Source organism: Micromonospora sp. NPDC048907, from assembly GCF_055586885.1.
Genome location: NZ_JBVJHI010000004.1, coordinates 540796 through 558724, shown reverse-complemented (window position 1 = coordinate 558724; position 17929 = coordinate 540796). Strand labels below are relative to the sequence as shown.

Sequence of the window (17929 nt, the reverse complement as noted above, 5' to 3'; positions counted from 1 at the left end):
GGGAGACGGTTTGTTACTTGAGCCTGACACGCTCAACTCAACGTGATAGCAGGTGTTCGATGGCAACTCTTCCGGTACTTCCACTGACCGACGCCGTCCTGCTGCCCGGCATGGTCATCCCGGTGACCCTCGACCCGACCACCCAGGCCGCGGTCGACGCGGCCCGCGCCAGCGGCGACAAGCGGCTGCTCGCCGTGCCCCGCCTCGACGGCGAGTACGGCTCCGTCGGCGTGATCGCCACCATCGAGAAGGTGGGCCGGCTGCCCAGCGGCGAGCCGGCCGCCGTGGTCCGCGGCCTCGCCCGGGCGCGGATCGGCTCCGGCGTGCCCGGACCGGGCGCCGCCCTCTGGGTCGAGGCGACCACCCTCGACGAACCCGCCCCGGCCGGCCGGGCCCGGGAACTCGCCCGCGAGTACCGCGCCCTGATGACCTCGGTCCTCCAGGAGCGCGGCGCCTGGCAGGTCATCGACGCCATGGAGCGGATGACCGACCTCTCCGAGCTGGCCGACGCGGCCGGCTACGCGCCCTGGCTGACCCTGGCGCAGAAGACCGAGCTGCTCGCCGCCCCGGACGTCACCGCCCGGCTGGAGCTGCTGGTCGGCTGGGTGAAGGACCACCTGGCCGAGCAGGAGGTCACCGAGCGGATCAACAACGACGTGCGCGAGGGACTGGAGAAGTCGCAGCGCGAGTTCCTGCTCCGCCAGCAGCTCGCCGCGATCCGCAAGGAGCTCGGCGAGGACGAGCCGGACGGTTCGGCCGACTACCGCTCCCGGGTGGAAGCGGCCGACCTGCCCGACAAGGTCCGCGAGGCGGCCCTGCGCGAGGTCGGCAAGCTGGAACGCGCCAGCGACGCCTCGCCGGAGGCGGGCTGGATCCGCACCTGGCTGGACACCGTCCTGGAGATGCCGTGGAACACGCGTACCCAGGACAACACCGACCTGGCCGCGGCGCGTGCGGTGCTCGACGCCGACCACGCCGGTCTGGCCGACGTGAAGGACCGCATCCTGGAATACCTGGCGGTGCGCAACCGGCGCGCCGAGCGCAACCTCGGCGTGGTCGGCGGCCGCGGCTCCGGCGCGGTCCTCGCCCTGGCCGGCCCGCCCGGTGTCGGCAAGACCAGCCTCGGCGAGTCCGTGGCGCGGGCGCTCGGCCGCAATTTCGTCCGCGTCTCCCTCGGCGGCGTCCGCGACGAGGCGGAGGTCCGTGGCCACCGGCGCACCTACGTGGGCGCGCTGCCCGGCCGGATCGTCCGCGCGCTGCGCGAGGCCGGCTCGATGAACCCGGTGGTGCTCCTCGACGAGGTCGACAAGCTGGCCGTCGGCTACGCCGGCGACCCGGCCGCAGCCCTGCTGGAGGTGCTCGACCCGGCGCAGAACCACACCTTCCGGGACCACTACCTGGAGGTCGACCTCGACCTGTCCGACGTGCTCTTCCTGGCCACGGCCAACGTGGTGGACAGCATCCCCGGCCCGCTGCTGGACCGGATGGAGCTGGTCACCCTGGACGGGTACACCGAGGACGAGAAGGTGGCCATCGCCCGGGACCACCTGCTGCCCCGGCAGCGGGAGCGGGCCGGGCTGACCGCCGAGGAGGTCACCGTCACCGACGGCGCGCTGGCGCTGATCGCAGGTGAGTACACCCGGGAGGCCGGCGTCCGGCAGCTCGAACGGGCCCTGGCGAAGATCCTGCGCAAGGTCACCGTGGCGCTGGCGGCCGACCCGGCGCCGGTCCGCGTCGACACCGACAACCTCGCCCGCTACCTGGGCCGGCCGAAGTTCACCCCGGAGTCGGCGGAGCGTACGGCGGTGCCGGGCGTGGCCACCGGCCTGGCCGTGACGGGCGCCGGCGGCGACGTGCTGTTCATCGAGGCGACCAGCATGGAGGGCGAGCCGGGGCTGACCCTCACCGGCCAGCTCGGCGACGTCATGAAGGAGTCGGCGCACATCGCGCTGTCCTACCTGCGCTCCAACGGGCGACGCCTCGGCATCGACCCGAACGCCCTCGCCGGGCGGCGGATCCACGTGCACTTCCCGGCGGGCGCGGTGCCGAAGGACGGCCCGAGTGCCGGCATCACCATGGTCACGGCGCTGGCCTCGCTGGTCACGGGCCGGCCGGTCCGCCCCGAGTTCGGGATGACCGGCGAGGTGACCCTCTCCGGCCGGGTGCTGCCCATCGGTGGCGTGAAGCAGAAGCTGCTCGCCGCCCACCGGGCCGGCCTGACCGAGGTGATCATCCCGAAGCGCAACGAGCCGGACCTGGACGACCTGCCCGCCGAGGTCCGCGAGGCGCTGACCGTCCACACCCTCGCCGACGTGGCCGACGTGCTCGCCCTGGCGCTCCGCCCGGCCGACGTCGACGCGGAGACCCTGGGCGGCCAGCCGCTCGCCGCGGCCTGACCGGTCCCACACACGGAGAAGCCCCCGCCGTCCCCGAGGACGGCGGGGGCTTCCCCGTGTCGCGAAAGGGCTTCCGCCCTCAGCGGCGCTCGCGGCGCTCCCGGCGGTCGCCGTCGAAGCGGCGGTCGCCGCCGTCGCCGTCCCGGTCGCGATCCCGCCGCACGGTGGCCTTGCGGCCCTTGATGGTGCTGCCGCGCAGCCCCTGGATCACCTCGTCGGCGACCCCGTGCGGGACCTCGACCAGGGAGAAGCGGTCGGCGATCTCGATCGAGCCGATGTCCCGGCCGCTGATCCCGGTCTCGCCGGTGATCGCACCGACCAGGTCCTGCGGGCGAACCCCGGCGCGCCGGCCCAGCCCGATGAAGACCTGCGTCGTGCCGCCGGAGCGGGGACGCCCGCCGCCACCGCGCCGGTCCCGGGCGTCGTACCCGGGCCGGGGCTCCCGCTGGGGGCGGACCGCGACCTGCGGGATCTCCTCCTCCTCGTCGGCGGTGCCGGGCAGGGTGGCCTCGTGGGCCAGCCGCACCGCGGCCAGCGCGACCTCCATGAGGTCGAACTCGTCGGTCAGCGACTCGACGATCGCCCGGAACGGCTCCAGGTCGTCCTCCAGCAGCGACTCCCGCAGCGCCGCCTGGGTCAACTCCAGCCGCCGGGTGCGCAGGTCGGCCACCGTGGGGATCTTGTCGACCGCGATCCGCTGGCCGGTGACCCGCTCGATGGTCTTGAGCATCCGGTGCTCGCGCGGCTCGGCCAGGGTGATGGCCACGCCCTCCCGGCCGGCCCGGCCCACCCGGCCGATCCGGTGCACGTACGACTCCGGCGCCGACGGGACGTCGTAGTTGACCACGTGGGTGAGCTGCTCCACGTCCAGCCCGCGGGCCGCCACGTCGGTGGCGACCAGCAGGTCGGCGGTGCCCGACCGCAGCCGGCCCATCACCCGGTCGCGCTGCTCCTGGCTCATCCCGCCGTGCAGCGCCTCGGCCCGGTAGCCACGGCCGTTCATCGTCTCGGTGAGCCGGTCGACCTCCTCCCGGCTGCGGCAGAACACGATGGCCGCGGTGGGCGACTCGACGTCCAGCACCCGGCCCAGGGCCGCCGGCTTGTGCGCCCGCGCGACGATGTACGCGCTCTGCCGCACCCGCGGCGCCTCACCGGCGACCGGCCGCTCGCGCTCGATCTGGATGCGTACCGGGTCGGTCAGGTGCTGGCGGGCCAGCCCGTCGATCCGGGCCGGCATGGTGGCCGAGAAGAGCACGGTCTGCCGGCCGGCCGGGGCGTGCTCCAGGATCGCCTCGATGTCCTCGGCGAAGCCCATGTCGAGCATCTCGTCGGCCTCGTCGAGCACGACCGTGGCCAGCGCGCCCAGCCGCAGGGTGCCCCGGGCGATGTGGTCCAGCGCCCGGCCGGGCGTCGCCACCACGACGTCCACGCCGGCGTCGAGCGCGCGCAGCTGCCGGCCGATCGGCTGGCCGCCGTAGATCGGCAGCACCCGGGCGCCCAGGTCCTTGCCGTAGCGGTGGAAGGCCTCGGAGACCTGCACCGCCAGCTCCCGGGTCGGCACCAGCACCAGGGACACCGGGTCCCCGCCGGGACGGTCGTCGGGCATCCGCTGCAGCAGCGGCAGGGCGAACGCGGCGGTCTTGCCGGTGCCGGTCGCGGCCTGCCCCAGCAGGTCCTGGCCGGCGAGCAGCGGTGGGATCGCCTCCCGCTGGATGGGGGTCGGCTCCTCGTAGCCGAGGACGGCGAGCGCGTTCAGCAGCTCGGTGCGCAGCCCGAGGTCCGCGAAGGCGGCGGCCTCGTCCTCGGCGGGTTGGGCGGGATCGGTCGGGGTTGGTGCGGAACTCATGGGCCAAGCCTTTCATCACCCCCGCCCGGCCGTCGCGGCGACCGCCGCAAACCGTCGCCCCCGCCACGTCGAGGGCGATCCGGCCGGGCCCGGCCGGCTCGCCCGGACGAACGGCCGGCAGGGTGCGCGCGGCCGCCACCTGGGGGCGTCGCATCGTTCGGAGCGCGGCGACCGACGCGGCGACGGCGGGGGTCAGGCGCGGGCCGGGCCGGTGTCGCGCGAGGGCGGGGCGAGGGCGGCCGGGTCGAGGGCGAGGGCGGCGGCCAGGGCGGGCCGGCCGGCCGGGGTGAGGCGGAGTGCCCGTCCGGCGCCCCGTACCGTCCAGCCGACGTCGAGGAAGTGCCGGCACAGGGCGGCGCCGAGCGCGCCGGCCAGGTGGGGGCGGCGCTCGGTCCAGTCGAGGCAGTCCCGGACCAGCGGCCGCCGGCCGGTCCTCAGCGGCTCGACGGGCACGCCGAGGTCGGTCAGCCAGCCCATCCCGGCCGGGGTGAGCGCCAGGCCGCCGGCGCGGTCGAGCACGCCCCGGGCCAGCAGGGCGTCGTGCACCAGCACGCCGAGCCGGCCGGCCAGGTGGTCGTAGCAGGTCCGGGCGTACGCGAGGGAGGCCTGGGCCGACGCGGCGCGCAGCGTGCGGGGCGGTGCCGCCGGGGCGGGCGCCCGGCCGGCCAGGTCCTCGATGAGCTGGGCCACCGACGGGTCGGCGAGGCGGACGTAGCGGTGCCGGCCCTGCCGCTCCTCGACCAGCAGCCCGCCCCGGACCAGCCGGGTCAGGTGGTCGCTCGCGGTGGACGGGGCCACCCCGGCGGACCGGGCCAGTTCGCCCGCCGTCCAGGCCCGCCCGTCGAGCAGGGCGAGGCAGAAGCCGGCCCGGGTCGGGTCGGCGAGCAGCGCGGCGAGCCCGGCCAGCGCGTGGCCCTCGGTGCGGGTGGTCATGCGGGCAATGCTGGCACGGGAATTGTTCGGTCCCCACCGACCCGTGCGCGTCGCCCTTTACATCGTTGTCTCCAACGTTGTAGAAAGCGGGGGCACCGCAGTGACCTCCGTCTACCTCTGAGGCAGGCCTGATGGGACATCTCCACCGCGGCGGCGTGCTCGCCGCCGCACTCGCTCTGCTGCTGACCACGTCCACGGCGGCGGCGGGCGCGCCCGCCACCGGGGCCGACCGCTACCGGAACCCGGTCTCGGCCGGCTTCGCCGACACCTTCGCCGATCCGGCCGTCGTCCGTGGCGACGACGGCCTCTGGTACGCCTTCGGCACCTCCGACCCCCTCCGCGAGGGCGAACGCCAGGCGCACCGGGTGCCGATCGCCCGCTCCGCCGACCTGGTCGACTGGACCTACGTGGGCGACGCCTTCGCGCCGGACCAGCGGCCGTCCTTCGCCGCACCCGGTGCCGCGTTCTGGGCGCCCGACGTGCGCCGGGTCGCCGACCGCTGGGTCATGTACGTGACGGTCACCGACACCACCGTCTCCGGCGACACCTTCGACACCGCGATCGGGGTGGCCACCGCGCCCGGCCCGGCCGGACCGTGGACGTTCTCCGACACGCCCGTGGTCGCCCCGCGGCCGGGCGGGGGCGGCGGCTACCTCTGGACCATCGACCCCAGCCAGTTCACCGATTCCGACGGCCGGTCGTACCTCTACTTCGGCAGTTACTACGGCGGCATCTCGGTCACCGAGCTGTCACCGGACGGGCTGCACGCGGTCGGCACGCCCAGCCTGGTCGCCGTCGACAATAAGTTCGAGGGCGGCTACGTGCTGCGCCACGACGGCTGGTACTGGCTGTTCGCCTCCACGGCGAACTGCTGCGCCGGCCCCGCCACCGGCTACTCCGTCCAGGTCGGCCGGGCGCGTGACCCGCGCGGGCCGTTCGTGGACCGGGACGGCCAGCGGCTGGACGCCTCCCGAGCCGGCGGCACGCCGGTGCTCACCCAGAACGGCAACCGGTGGATCGGCACCGGGCACAACGCGGTGCTCACCGACCTGTCCGGGCAGGACTGGATCGCCTACCACGCTATCGACCGGGCCGACCCGTACCTGGACGAGCCGTTCGGGATCAACGAGCGGCCGATGCTGCTGGACCGCCTCGACTGGGTGGACGGCTGGCCGACCGTCAACGCCGGCGCCGGCCCTTCCGAGGGTTCCCGGCCCGCGCCGGTCACCACCGGCCGGATCGACGCCCGCTTCGACAGCGCCGACCTGGGTGGCTGGCGGGGCGTTGGGGACCTCTGGCGGGTGACCGGCGGCGTGCTGGCCGGCACCGGAACGCTGACCGCCCGGGCCGGAATCGGCGGCGACATCCGCGCCGAAGCCGACCTGCGGCTGGCCGGCGCCGCAACGGCCGGGCTGCGGCTCGGCCGGGTGGAGGTCACCGTCGGCGGCGGCCGGCTGACCGCCCGGGAGAGCGGCGGCGCGACGGCGAGCGTGCCGCTGCCCGCCGGGCTCGACCTCACCGGCCGGCACAACCTGGCCGTCGAGGTACGCGACCGCCGGCTCGTCGCCGAGCTGAGCCCCGCCCGCCTCGGTGACCAGCTCGCCGTGGTGGCGCTGACGCTCACCCGGCCGGCGGCCGGCCCGCTCGCGCTGCGCGCCGACGGCGGCCCGGCCGAGTTCGACAACGTCAGCGCGGCCGCGCTGTACCGCCCGGTCCGGCACGCGGTCGCTCCGCCGCGCGTCGGCCCGGTGCTGTCCCGGTACTCCGACGAGTTCTCCGCCGGGCTCGACCCGGCCTGGCAGTGGATCCGGCCCAACCCGGCCGCCACGGTGAGCGGCGGCGCGCTGCGCTGGCCGGTCGAGTCGACCGACCTGGTGGGCACCGGCAACACGGCCGGGGTGCTGCTGCGCGACGCGCCCGCGGGCGACTACGTCGCGGAGACGAAGGTGACCCTCGACCTGGGCGAGGACGTGGTCCGCAACTACCAGCAGGCCGGTCTCGTGGCGTACGTGGACGACGACCGGTTCGCCCGGCTCGCCCAGGTGGCCATCTGGAACACCCGCCAGGTCGAGTACGGCTACGAGCTGCCCTTCGCCGGCCAGCCGGTGTACGGCGGCAGCATCGTCGGCACCCCGGCCACCACGACGTGGCTGCGGCTGGCCCACCACGTCGACCGGGCCACCGGTGAGCACGAGTTCCGGGCCGGGTCCAGCCGGGACGGCACGAACTGGACGTGGGGCGCGGTCTGGACCTTCCCGGCCGACACCACGCCCCGGATCGGTCTGGTCGCGCACGGCGGCGCCATCCCGGCGGTGACCGCCGAGTTCGACTACCTGCGGTTCCACCGCTGACCGGTGCGACCGGGGCCGTCCGTACGACGGGCGGCCCCGGTCGGGCCGGGCTGCGCGCGGGGCCCCCGTCAGGGCCCGGGACGCGGGCAGGCCGGGGCCAGCTCGTGGACCGTCCGGGTGTCGCTGTCGTAGCTGCGCGCCGCCACGAACTCCCCGCCCGGCCGGTCCGGGCCGGTGACCGCCCGGGCCCGGCGGCGATCGGCGTCGCGGAACCGCAGGGCCAGGCTCAGGTGCGGCACCCAGCGCCCGGGCAGGTGCCACGGATGCGGCCCGGAAGCCCCGGCGAGCACGTCCCAGACCGCGCCGTGCAGGGCGGTCAGCTGCGGGGTGGGGCGGAGCAGCCAGACCAGCGGGGCGCTGCCGTCGAGGACCGCCACCCGGTCCAGCCGGACCGGCAGCGGCAGCGCCGCGTCGCAGAGGTCGGCGAGGCGTTGCTCCGCGCCGGGCGGGAACTCGTCGACCGAGGCGAGGGTCAGGTGCGGCCGGTTCGTCGGGTGCGGGTGGCGGGCCAGGCTGGGCAGGCCGGCGGCGGCGAGCCGATCCCAGGCCGCCCGTACCGCCTCCTCCAGCTCCGGCGAGCAGAGCAGTTCGACCGTACGCACGCCGTCGAGGCTAGCCGCCGGCGGTGCGCGGCGGCGGCCCATGGGAGATGCCCGCCCCGGGGCGCGCGGGCGGCACGACAGTTCGGTCAGGACCGAAGGGAACCGGCCCTACCGTCGGGCGATGAGTTGGCCGATGATCCCGCCCGCCCCGGACACGCCCGCCTGCGGGCCGCCGCTACCCGCCGACGACGGCTGGGTGGTGACCCGGCACGCCGACGTCGTCGCCGTGCTGACCGATCCCCGGTGCGTGGTGCCGGTCGCGCCCGCCGGGCCGCCCGGCACCCTGGCCTGGCTGCGCGGGACGGTCAGCCGGTTCAGCGCCCCGGACCGGCATCCCGGCCGGCGCGCGCTCGGGGTGGCCGCGCTCCGCGACCTCGACCCGGACGAGCTGCGCGCCGCCGCCGCCCGGCTGGCCGGCGAGACGCTGGACCGGCTGGCCGGGGCCGGCCCGGCGGGCCGGGTGGAGGTGATGGGCCGGCTGGCGCGGCGCGTACCCCTGGCGGTGCTGGCGGCGCGGCTCGGCCTGGCCGACCCGGCGGCGGCCGTGCCGGCGGTGACCGCGGTGGCCGCCGCCTACCACCCGGGCGCCGAGCCGGCGGCCGTGGCGCGCGCCGACCGGGCGGTGGCCGCGCTGCTGGCCCTGTCGCCGCCGGCCCCGGCCGAGGCCGCCGCGAACCGGATCGGGCTGCTGGTGCAGGCCGCCGACGCCACCGCCGGGCTGATCGGCGCCGCCGTCCGGCACGGGCTGGCCGCACCGGCCACGCTCGGCACCGCCGACCTGCTGGCCGAGATGCTGCGCCTGGACCCGCCGGTGCGCGCCACCCGCCGCGTCGCGGCCGGCGCGCTGCGCATCGGCGGCCGGGAGATCGGCCCGGACGCGGCGCTGCTGCTCCGCTTCGACGCGGCCAACCGGGACCCGGCCGTCCACCCGGATCCGGACCGGTTCCGGCCCGGCCGGCCCGGCCGGGTGCTGACCTTCGGCGCCGGTCCTCGGGGCTGCCCGGGCGAACGGCACGCCCTCGCCCTCGCCGCCGGCGTGGTCGACGTGCTGCGCGACCGGTGCCGGCCCGCCGGGACGCCGGCCCGCTACGCCCCGCACCCCACCCTGCGTGTCCCGACCGACCTCGAGGTGATGTTCCGATGACCGACCGCACCGCCGCCTTCCGCGCCCTGCACCGGCCGGGACGGCCCCTGCTGCTGCCCAACGCCTGGGACCACGCCTCCGCCGCGGCGCTCGCCGCCCGCGGCCACCCGGCCGTGGGCACCACCAGCCTCGGGGTGGCCGCGGCGGCCGGAAGGCCGGACGGGACGGGGGCCACCCGCGACGAAACCCTGGACCTGGCCCGCCGGCTGCGGGACCTGCCGGTGCTGCTCACCGTCGACATCGAGGACGGCTTCAGCGCCGACCCGGCCGCCGTGGCCGGGTACGTCGGCGAGCTGGCCGCGCTCGGCGTGGTGGGGGTGAACCTGGAGGACGGCCGGCCGGACGGCACCCTCGCGCCGGTGGACCTCGCCGCCGCGCGGATCGCCGCGGTGAAGGCCGCCGTGCCGGGGATGTTCGTCAACGCCCGCACCGACGCCTGGTGGCTGGACGTGCCCGACCCGCAGCCGGTGGCGCTGGAGCGGGCGGCGGCGTACCGGGCGGCGGGCGCCGACGGGCTCTTCGCCCCGGGCGCGCCGGACGACACGGTCGGATCGCTGGTGGCCGAGGTGGGGCTCCCGCTCAACGTGCTGCACCGGCCGGGCGGCCCGGACCTGGCCACGCTGGGCCGGCTCGGCGTGGCCCGGGTGAGCACCGGCTCGCTGCTGTTCCGCGCCGCCCTGGGCGCGGCGCTGCACCTGGCCGACGCGGTCGGCGCCGGCCGGGACGCCGGCCTGCCGCCCGCACCGGATTACGCCTGGGTGCAGGGCCTGTCGGCGGGATGAGCACCTTAGGGGGGAGATAGGAGGATTGTTCGGGGAGCTGCCGGTCCTGGTGATTACGGTGTTTTCAGGTTCGACTACGCCGTGTCCTGCCCGGAGAGGGGCCGACCATGCGAGTGCCCAGCCGAAGCCCCGGCCACCAGCCCGGGTCCGCCGTAGCGTCCGCCGCCCCCGCCCGCCGGCTGCCCCCGGCCGCCGGCCCGCGCACCGGGCCGGGACAGCAGCCGGACCTGGCCGCGTACCGGGCCGCGGTGGCGGAACTCCTCGTCGAGGTGGGCGCCCTGGCGGACGCGCCGTCGACCACCGCCCGCCAGGTGCTGCTCGACCAGCGGCTGCGGGAGCCGGCCATCGCCGCCGTCCTCGACGCCACCCCGCAGGGATTCGTCGGCGCCCGGGAGACCCTGCTGCTGGAGATGGCCCGCTACCAGCCGAACACCCGCAGCTCGGCGCACGACCTCACCGCGCTGGTCCGGATCTACCTGCTCTCCCGGATCGACGTCATGTGGTGGCGGGACAGCGGGACCTTCCTCACCGACGGCCAGGTCGACACCAGCACCGACCTGGTCGACCTGGAGTGGTTGCGCCGCCGGGGGCTGCTCGCCTTCCGCTACCAGGAGCAGCCCGGCACCGTCCTCGGCCGGGGGCTGCGGGCGGTCCAGCGGCGGCTGCGCCCGGACGCCACCCCGCGTACCGCCGGGTTGCGGTTCCGCCGGGCGCGGCGCGAGATGATCGCGCTGCTCAACGACGTGGGCCGGGAGTTCACCGCGGCGGCCCGGCCCGGCACCCCGGCGCTCTGGGTGACCAGCCTCGCCCGCAGTGCCGAGCACCAGTACCGGCTGCGCCGGCTCGGCTACGCCGCCATGGTGCCCAGCGGGCACTGCCTCGGCTGGGCGGCCGACGTGGAGCTGGAGTGGTACGGGCGGTTCGGCGCCCGCGACCTCCTCGCCGAGCTGCTGCTGGCCCGGCAGGAGGCCGGCGAGATCAACGTGGTCGACGAGGGCCAGGCCTGGCACCTCTGCCTCGCGCCCGCCGCCCGCCGCCGGTTCCGGCGCGCCTACGAGGCCGAGATGGGGGTCTGAGCGGATGTGCGGGATCGCGCTGAGCATCGGCCCCGAGGCCGACCCGGCCCTCTTCCGGCGGATGCTCGCGGTCCTCGCCCCGCGCGGCGAGGTGACCGAGACGCGGCAGGAGCACGGCCTGCTCGCGGGCGTACGCCGGTTGCGGGTGGTGGACCGCGAGCGGGCGGTGCAGCCCTGGGTCTCGCCCGACGAGCGGCACGTCCTCTGCTACAACGGCGAGGTCTTCAACCACCACGAGCTGCGCGCGGAGCTGACCCGGCTCGGGCACGAGTTCCGCACCGCCGGCGACACCGAGGTGGTGCTCACCGCCTTCCGGCAGTGGGGCGAGGAGGCGGTGCGCCGGCTGCGCGGCGAGTACGCGTTCGCCGTGGTCGAGCGGGCCACCGGCCGGGCCTACCTGGCCCGGGACCCGCTCGGGGTGAAGCCGCTCTACTGGTCGCGCGGCCCCGGCTGCCTGCACCTCGCCTCCGAGGTGAAGGCGCTGGCCGGGCACGGCGCGCCGATCAGCGAGGTGCCGCCGGGGCACCACGGCTGGGCCGAGCCCGACGGGCCGGTCCGGTTGCGCCCTTACGTCGACCTGCTCACCCTCGGCGCCGGGCTGCCGGTGATCGACGACCCGGACGAGGCCGCCCTGCTCGTCCGGGTCGCGCTCACCGACAGCATGCGGGTACGGCTGGACACCGACCTCACCGTCGGGGTGGTGCTCTCCGGCGGCCTGGACAGCTCGCTGGCCCTGCTGCACGCCACCCAGCTGCACCCGGACTGCGTGGCGGTGACGGTCGGCGCGCCGGACAGCCCGGACGTGGCGTACGCCCGGCGGCTCGCCGCCGACCTGGGCGTGCCGCACGAGGTGGTCGAGCTGCGCCCGCGCGACATCCGGCTGGTCGACGTGCGCGAGGCGATCCGGATCTCCGAGCTGACCGAGTACGGCGACATCATCAACGCCGTGGTCTCGGTGCCGATCTTCCGGCGGCTGCGGGAGCTGGGCGTCAAGGTGGTGCTCACCGGCGACGGCTCGGACGAGCTGTTCGGCGGCTACCCGATGTACCACCAGGTCGGCCCGGAGCGGTCCCGCCGGCTCTTCCTCCACAAGATCCGCAACCTGTGCCGCACCGAGCTGCAGCGGGTGGACCGGGCCAGCATGGGCCACGGCGTGGAGGCCCGGGTGCCGTTCCTCGACCTCAGCGTGGTCGAGCTGGCCATGCGTCTCCCGCTGGAGCTCAAGCTGCGCGACGGACAGGAGAAGTGGATCGTCCGCCGGGCCTTCGCCGACCTGCTGCCCGACTACGTCCGGCGGCGGCCGAAGAACCCCATGTCGTACTCCTCCGGTCTGCACGAGCGGGCCCGGCTCTACAAGCCGCTCTTCGCCCGGCTGCACCGCGCCTTCGGGTACCAGCTGCTCGAACCCGTCCGGCGCGACTTCGACAGCGTGCTCACCCGGTGCGGCAACGACCTGGACCGGGCCATCGCCGACGGGCTGGCCCGCCCCGACTACACGGTGCTGGAGCACGCCCGGGACCTGGTCGGCGCGGCGAAGTGGAACGCCGTACCGGTGGTCCGGCGCCTGGTCGGCCCGCGCACGTGAGGTCCTGTCGCGCGTCGTGCCCTCGGACGGTCGGACTGCCGGGAAGCGTCGAGGACGGTGGCGTCACATCGTGACGACCAGCTTGCCGGTCGTGTGCCGGCGTGCGAAGTCGACGCATGCCTGAGGGCCCTGGTCGAGGGTGTAGCGGCGGCCGATCGTGGCCGGTAGTCCGCCGCGGACCGCCAGGTCGGCGACGTCGCGCATCCCGCCGAGGGTGCCGTCCATGTCCAGCACGAATTGCAGGCTGACGTCGTCGCGGCCGATCCACTCCTGTTGCGGCACCGGATAGGTGATCGTGAGGAGGCGTCCGCCCGGGCGGACGGCGGCGGCGATGCCGGTGAGCTGGTCGCTGGGCACGGTCAGGTTGAACGCGACATCGACGCCGGAGGGGTAGCCGGATTCCGCGTATCCGATGGTCTCGTCGGCGCCGAGAGCGCGGAGGATGTCCGCGTCGGCGGCGGTTGCCGTGGCGATGACCCGAGCCTGCGCGGCGGCGAGCAGCGGGATCACCGCGGTTCCGACGCCGCCGGTGGCGCCGACGACCAGGACGGTGTCGCCGGGTCGCACCTCGGCGGTGGCCATCAGGGCGCGTGCGGTCAGGCCGATGGTGGGCAGGGCGGCCGCCTGCTCGATGTCGAGGCCGGCCGGCCGGTGTGCCAGGAACGGGGTGTCGGCCTCGAAGACCGCGTACTCGGCCAGCGAGCCGGTGCTCAGCGACGGCCGGGTCGCGCCGGCCATCGCCCGCAGTGCCCGGGGCACCGCCTGGCCGAAGACCTCGTCGCCCACCTGGTAGGCGGTCACGCCGGCGCCGACCTCGCTGACCGTGCCGGCGAAGTCGTTGCCGGGCACGTGCGGAAACTCCAGCGGCACGGCATCGCGGAAGTCGCCGCTGGGCAGCCGGACGTCCGCCGGGTTGATCGAGGCGGCGGCGATCCGGACCTGGATCTGCCCCGGCCCGGGTCGCGGCGTCGGCAGCTCCGCCACCGTGTACGTCTCGGGGGGCCCGTAGCCGGTCACCACAACTGCCTTCATGCGCTTCCTCCAGTTAAGCGGACCGAGCGGTCAGGTTACTGGCCATGAAGCTAGCAATAAGCGGACCGGGCGGTCAACTTGTTAGGGTGGGGACGTGACCTCGACCCGCCCGTTGCGTGCCGACGCCGCCCGCAACCGGCGGCTGCTGCTGGCCGCGGCCGCCGACGAGTTCGCGGAGCGTGGCCTGGACGCCTCGGTCGCCGACATCGCCCGCCGGGCATGTGTCGGCAAGGGCACCGTGTTCCGCCACTTCGCCACGAAGGACGACCTGCTCGCCGCGATCGTCCTCGACCGGATCGACGCGCTCAACGCCGTCGGCGAGGAGCTTCTCGACGCGGCGGACCCGGGCCTCGCCCTGCTGGAGTTCCTCACCGTCGCCGCGGACCAGCGACAGCAACGCGACCTGTCGTTCCTGCAGGAGGCCGGCGACCTGAACGCGGACGTGATCCGGGCTCGCGAGCGGATGTTCCGCACCGTGTACCAGCTCGTCGACCGGGCTCGTCGGCACGGCGCAGTCCGAGACGACGTCACCGGCGCCGACGTCATCCTGCTGATGTGCGCGCCCAACTACGTCACCAGCTACGTGCCGGACGCGCCACCTGACCTGTGGCGCCGATACCTCTCCATCATCTTCGACGGCCTGCGCCCGCAGGGCGCTCACCCGCTGCCCCACCCGCCGCCAGCCGCGCCGTGACCCACTTGACCCTGACACCGTGTCAGGGGCGAGCGTGAGGGGGCCATGTTCACCATCGGAGAGTTCGCCGCACTCGGTCGGGTGTCGGTCCGGATGCTGCGCCACTACGACGCCATCGGGCTGCTCCGCCCGGCCGTGGTCGACCCGCACACCGGCTACCGCCACTACCGGGCGGACCAGCTCGGCCGGCTCAACCGGGTGATCGCCCTGAAGGATCTGGGCCTCACCCTGGACCAGGTCCGGACGATCCTGGACGACCGGCTGGACGTCGCCGAGCTGCGCGGCATGCTGCGGCTGCGCCGTGCCCAGCTCGCGGCGCAGGTCGCCGCCGACACGGCCCGGCTGGCCGGGATCGAGGCGAGGCTCCGGATGCTCGATGCGGAGGGACGCATGACCACCGAGGACGTCGTACTGAAGGAGATCCCGGCGATGCGGATCGCGGAACTGACCGCGGTCGCCGCCAGCTACGAGCCGCCGGACATCAGCCCGGTGATCCAGCCGCTCTACCCGGAGCTGTTCCGCCGCCTGGAGGCCGCGCGGGTCCGCCCCAGCGGGCCGAGCATCGCCTGGTACGAGCCGGAAGGCGAGGGGGAGGCGGTGGTCGTGCACGCCGGGGTGGCCGTCGGCGTCGACCCGGCGGCCGCCGGGGACGTGGCCGTGGTCGACCTGCCGGCCCTGCCCGCCGCCGCGACGCTGGTGCACCACGGCCCGATGGACGAGGCGGAGACCAGCATGCGGGTGCTCGCCCGGTGGATCGAGGAGAACGGCTGGCGGGCCGAGGGCTACGCCCGCGAGGTCTACCTCGACTACTGCGCGGACGCGCCGGAGAAGGGTGTCACCGAGCTGCAGATCCCGGTCTCCCGGCGGTGAACCGCGCGGACGGGCCGCCCGCGCGGGCGGCCCGTCCCACCGGGGACACGCAAGGTCCGATCGCCACCAGCCACCGGCCGCGTTCCGGGCCAGGCTGGACGGCATGACGAGGACCCGCACCAGGTACCTGATCCGCCCCGTGCCCGCCGACCTGCTGGCCGAGGTGCGGCGGACCGGCCGCGACGCCTCCGGCCAGCCGCCCGAGCGGTGCTGCGCCGAGGGCGGCGAGCCGCTGCGCTGCTGCCTCCGCGACGCCGCCCCGGGCGAGGCGCTGCTGCTCTTCGGGTACGCCCCGCCGCTGCCCCCGGGCCCGTACCGCGAGGTGGGGCCGATCTTCGCGCACGCCGCCGCCTGCCCCGGCCCGGCGGACGTGACGGCGTACCCGGCCGACTGGCGGGGGCGGCCCCAGGTGCTGCGGGCGTACGACCGGCGGGGCCGGATCGTCGGTGGCCGGCACCACGACGGCGACGACCCGGACGCCGTCATCGCCGAGCTGCTGGCCGACCCCGCCGTGGACCGCCTGCACAGCCGCAACGTGGTGTACGGCTGCTGGATGTTCACCGTGGTCCGCGGCTGACCCGGGCGTGACCGGCCGCGGCCGGGGTATCAGCCCGGCATGGCCGGACTGGACGCGATCGTGGTGGGGCAGGTGGCGCGGGACCTCGTGCTGCGGGTCGACGAGGTGCCCGGCCCGTCCGGGACGGCGCCGGTGCGGTGCCGGCGGGAACTGCTCGGCGGGAAGGGCGCCAACCAGGCCGTCGGGCTGGCCCAGCTCGGCGTCCGGGTCGGGCTGCTCGGCGTGGTCGGCGAGGACGAGGTCGGCGACCGGCTGCTGGGCCAGGCCCGCAGCGACGGCATCGACGTCGCCCCGGTGCTGCGCCGGCCGGGCACGCCGAGCGCGCTCATCGTGGACGTGGTGGACGGCCGGGGCCGCTGGCGGTACCTGGAGGACATCCCGGAGGCGACCCTGCTCACCGAGGCGGACGTGACCGGCGCGGCCGGGGTGCTGCGGGCCGCGCGCGCGGTGGTCGTCCAGCTCCAGCAGCCGCTGCCGGCGGCGCTCGCGGCGGCCCGGCACGCCCGCGCCGCCGGCCGGCTCGTGGTGCTCGACGGCGCGCCGGACGACCCGGACGACGCGGCGGAGCTGCTGTCCCGGGCCGACGTGCTGCGGGCCGACGCGCGCGAGGCCGGCCTGCTGCTGGGCGGCGACCCGCCGAAGGACGCCGAGGCGGGGCTGAGCGCCGGCCGGGCGCTGGCGGCCCGGGGGCCGGGGCTGGTGGCGGTCGAGGTGGCGGGGGAGGGGAACGCCTTCGTCTGGCCGGGCGGGGAGCTGTTCGTGCCGTTGAGCGAGACGCCCACGGTGGACAGCACCGGAGCCGGGGACGCGTTCGTGGCCGCCGTCACGGCCGGCCTGCTCCGCGACGACCCGTACCCCCGGATCGCCCGGTACGCGGTCGCGGCGGCCGGCGCGACCGTGGGCCACCCGGGGGGCCGGCCCGCCCTCAACCGTGACGCGATCGAGGCGCAGCTGGCCCGGATCCCCGACCGCTGACCATCCCCCATGGACAACCGTCACCGCCTCTTCTAGCGTCGCAGGCATGCGGAGGACCCTGCTCGCCACCGGGCTCGCCCTGCTCCTCGTGACCGGCGGCTGCGCCGAGAGCCGCCGGCCCGCCGCGCCGGCCGGGACCGGCACGCCGAGCGCCTCCCGGCAGGACGCCGGCCAGGCCGAGCGGACACTGGCCAGCCTGCGCCGGGTGGACGACCTGCCGCTGTACGAGATGACCTACGTGGGCGACTACGACCCCACCGTCGGCATCGCGGGCACCCCGCAGGCGACCCCGTTCGGCTGCTCCCTCTTCGCCGCGGGCGGCGACCGGACCCGGCCGCTGTTCGCCCGCAACTTCGACTGGGACGCGAACCCGGCGCTGGTGCTGCGCACCGACCCGCCGGACGGCTACGCCTCGATCTCCCTGGTGGACATCTCCTACCTGGGGGTCACGGCCGACCCGGCCGGCGACCGCCGGCTGCTGAACGCCCCGCTGCTGCCCTTCGACGGGATGAACGAGCGGGGCCTGGCCGTCGGGCTGGCCGCCGACGACGGCGCCACCGCCGCACCGGTGCCCGGCCGGCCCACGGTCGGCTCGGTACGCGTCCTGCGCCTGGTGCTGGACACCGCCGCCACCGTGGACGAGGCGATCGCCGTGTTCGGGCGCTACAACCTGGACTTCGACGGCGGACCGCCGCTGCACTACCTGATCGCCGACGCCACCGGGGCGTCCGCCGTGATCGAGTTCGTGGACGGCGGGCTGCGGGCCGAGAAGGGGCGGGGCGCCTGGCAGGCGCTGACAAACGTGCCGGCCGTCGGGGTGGCCGACCGGGACCTGCGCAACGACCACCGCTACGGGGTGCTGGCCGAGGCGCTGGACCGGGCCGGCGGCGTGGTGGACGCCCCGGCGGCGCTGCGCCTGCTCGACGCCGTGCGGCAGCCGCACACCCGCTGGTCGGTGACGTACGGGCTGCGCACCGGCGAGGTGCGGCTGGTCACCGCGGGCGGCGGCGAGCGCGGCTACCGCCTGCCGATGAGCTGAGCCGGGCCCGGCCCCCACGTGGGGGCC

The 17929-nt window shown here is 76.1% G+C and carries 15 protein-coding genes; 11 read left to right on the top strand and 4 right to left on the bottom strand.

All coding sequences use genetic code 11. The features are described 5' to 3' along the window. Window positions 1-59 precede the first annotated feature (59 nt). The gene (gene lon, locus ACZ6PY_RS16530; protein WP_466072989.1) at window positions 60-2396 is read left to right on the top strand and encodes an endopeptidase La; all 2337 of its coding nucleotides are present in this window, start codon (window positions 60-62) and stop codon (window positions 2394-2396) included. A gap of 79 nt (window positions 2397-2475) precedes the next feature. Here lon and ACZ6PY_RS16525 read toward each other — a convergent pair whose 3' ends face one another. Together ACZ6PY_RS16525 and ACZ6PY_RS16520 are read right to left on the bottom strand one after the other, a co-directional pair. Next, window positions 2476-4242: a DEAD/DEAH box helicase gene (locus ACZ6PY_RS16525; RefSeq protein ID WP_466072987.1), complete on the bottom strand. Its 1767-nt coding sequence runs from the start codon at window positions 4240-4242 to the stop codon at window positions 2476-2478. Window positions 4243-4434: 192 nt separating this feature from the next. Further along, entirely contained in the window at window positions 4435-5175 is a 741-nt protein-coding gene (locus ACZ6PY_RS16520; RefSeq protein WP_466072985.1) for an ArsR/SmtB family transcription factor, read from the bottom strand. Between the two features lie 131 nt (window positions 5176-5306). Here ACZ6PY_RS16520 and ACZ6PY_RS16515 point away from each other — a divergent pair, with 131 nt between their 5' ends. Beyond that, a complete protein-coding gene (locus ACZ6PY_RS16515; RefSeq protein ID WP_466072983.1) occupies window positions 5307-7526 on the top strand; it encodes a family 43 glycosylhydrolase in 2220 nt (739 codons plus the stop codon). A gap of 68 nt (window positions 7527-7594) precedes the next feature. Here the strand turns inward: ACZ6PY_RS16515 and ACZ6PY_RS16510 are convergent, their stop codons facing one another. Continuing rightward, window positions 7595-8128, bottom strand: coding sequence for a 2'-5' RNA ligase family protein (locus tag ACZ6PY_RS16510; RefSeq protein WP_466072981.1), 534 nt, complete (start codon window positions 8126-8128; stop codon window positions 7595-7597). Window positions 8129-8249: 121 nt separating this feature from the next. Here ACZ6PY_RS16510 and ACZ6PY_RS16505 point away from each other — a divergent pair, with 121 nt between their 5' ends. The 4 genes from ACZ6PY_RS16505 (at window position 8250) to ACZ6PY_RS16490 (ending at window position 12715) form a co-directional block, all read left to right on the top strand. Beyond that, window positions 8250-9272, top strand: coding sequence for a cytochrome P450 (locus ACZ6PY_RS16505; RefSeq protein WP_466072979.1), 1023 nt, complete (start codon window positions 8250-8252; stop codon window positions 9270-9272). After that, window positions 9269-10054, top strand: coding sequence for an isocitrate lyase/PEP mutase family protein (locus tag ACZ6PY_RS16500; RefSeq protein WP_466072977.1), 786 nt, complete (start codon window positions 9269-9271; stop codon window positions 10052-10054). The genes ACZ6PY_RS16505 and ACZ6PY_RS16500 overlap by 4 nt, the downstream gene beginning before the upstream one ends. A gap of 107 nt (window positions 10055-10161) precedes the next feature. Then, window positions 10162-11130 (top strand): hypothetical protein, encoded by a 969-nt coding sequence (locus tag ACZ6PY_RS16495; RefSeq protein WP_466072975.1) that lies wholly within the window; start codon window positions 10162-10164, stop codon window positions 11128-11130. Between the two features lie 4 nt (window positions 11131-11134). After that, entirely contained in the window at window positions 11135-12715 is a 1581-nt protein-coding gene (locus tag ACZ6PY_RS16490; protein WP_466072973.1) for an asparagine synthetase B family protein, read from the top strand. Window positions 12716-12778: 63 nt separating this feature from the next. Here the strand turns inward: ACZ6PY_RS16490 and ACZ6PY_RS16485 are convergent, their stop codons facing one another. Next, window positions 12779-13747 (bottom strand): NADP-dependent oxidoreductase, encoded by a 969-nt coding sequence (locus tag ACZ6PY_RS16485; protein ID WP_466072971.1) that lies wholly within the window; start codon window positions 13745-13747, stop codon window positions 12779-12781. Between the two features lie 94 nt (window positions 13748-13841). Here ACZ6PY_RS16485 and ACZ6PY_RS16480 point away from each other — a divergent pair, with 94 nt between their 5' ends. The 5 genes from ACZ6PY_RS16480 to ACZ6PY_RS16460 all read left to right on the top strand — a co-directional run bounded on the left by ACZ6PY_RS16480 (window position 13842) and on the right by ACZ6PY_RS16460 (window position 17902). Then, window positions 13842-14441, top strand: a complete 600-nt coding sequence (locus ACZ6PY_RS16480) for a TetR/AcrR family transcriptional regulator (RefSeq protein ID WP_466072969.1) — start codon at window positions 13842-13844, stop codon at window positions 14439-14441. A 45-nt stretch (window positions 14442-14486) separates the two neighbouring features. Then, window positions 14487-15311, top strand: a complete 825-nt coding sequence (locus ACZ6PY_RS16475) for a MerR family transcriptional regulator (RefSeq protein WP_466072967.1) — start codon at window positions 14487-14489, stop codon at window positions 15309-15311. A 103-nt stretch (window positions 15312-15414) separates the two neighbouring features. Beyond that, window positions 15415-15888, top strand: coding sequence for a DUF1203 domain-containing protein (locus tag ACZ6PY_RS16470; protein ID WP_466072965.1), 474 nt, complete (start codon window positions 15415-15417; stop codon window positions 15886-15888). 39 nt (window positions 15889-15927) lie between these two features. Continuing rightward, window positions 15928-16863, top strand: a complete 936-nt coding sequence (locus ACZ6PY_RS16465; protein ID WP_466072963.1) for a PfkB family carbohydrate kinase — start codon at window positions 15928-15930, stop codon at window positions 16861-16863. A gap of 46 nt (window positions 16864-16909) precedes the next feature. Beyond that, window positions 16910-17902: a linear amide C-N hydrolase gene (locus ACZ6PY_RS16460; protein WP_466072961.1), complete on the top strand. Its 993-nt coding sequence runs from the start codon at window positions 16910-16912 to the stop codon at window positions 17900-17902. Window positions 17903-17929 lie beyond the last annotated feature (27 nt).

Excerpts from the sequence above, each read along its gene's own strand:
- ACZ6PY_RS16505 (WP_466072979.1), top strand. The coding sequence starts at position 8,250 with ATGAGTTGGCCGATGATCCCGCCCGCCCCGGACACGCCCGCCTGCGGG.
- ACZ6PY_RS16500 (WP_466072977.1), top strand. The coding sequence starts at position 9,269 with ATGACCGACCGCACCGCCGCCTTCCGCGCCCTGCACCGGCCGGGACGG.
- ACZ6PY_RS16475 (WP_466072967.1), top strand. The coding sequence starts at position 14,487 with ATGTTCACCATCGGAGAGTTCGCCGCACTCGGTCGGGTGTCGGTCCGG.
- lon (WP_466072989.1), top strand. The coding sequence starts at position 60 with ATGGCAACTCTTCCGGTACTTCCACTGACCGACGCCGTCCTGCTGCCC.
- ACZ6PY_RS16465 (WP_466072963.1), top strand. The coding sequence starts at position 15,928 with ATGGCCGGACTGGACGCGATCGTGGTGGGGCAGGTGGCGCGGGACCTC.
- ACZ6PY_RS16525 (WP_466072987.1), bottom strand. The coding sequence starts at position 4,242 with ATGAGTTCCGCACCAACCCCGACCGATCCCGCCCAACCCGCCGAGGAC.
- ACZ6PY_RS16495 (WP_466072975.1), top strand. The coding sequence starts at position 10,162 with ATGCGAGTGCCCAGCCGAAGCCCCGGCCACCAGCCCGGGTCCGCCGTA.
- ACZ6PY_RS16485 (WP_466072971.1), bottom strand. The coding sequence starts at position 13,747 with ATGAAGGCAGTTGTGGTGACCGGCTACGGGCCCCCCGAGACGTACACG.
- ACZ6PY_RS16490 (WP_466072973.1), top strand. The coding sequence starts at position 11,135 with ATGTGCGGGATCGCGCTGAGCATCGGCCCCGAGGCCGACCCGGCCCTC.
- ACZ6PY_RS16515 (WP_466072983.1), top strand. The coding sequence starts at position 5,307 with ATGGGACATCTCCACCGCGGCGGCGTGCTCGCCGCCGCACTCGCTCTG.
- ACZ6PY_RS16460 (WP_466072961.1), top strand. The coding sequence starts at position 16,910 with ATGCGGAGGACCCTGCTCGCCACCGGGCTCGCCCTGCTCCTCGTGACC.
- ACZ6PY_RS16470 (WP_466072965.1), top strand. The coding sequence starts at position 15,415 with ATGACGAGGACCCGCACCAGGTACCTGATCCGCCCCGTGCCCGCCGAC.
- ACZ6PY_RS16520 (WP_466072985.1), bottom strand. The coding sequence starts at position 5,175 with ATGACCACCCGCACCGAGGGCCACGCGCTGGCCGGGCTCGCCGCGCTG.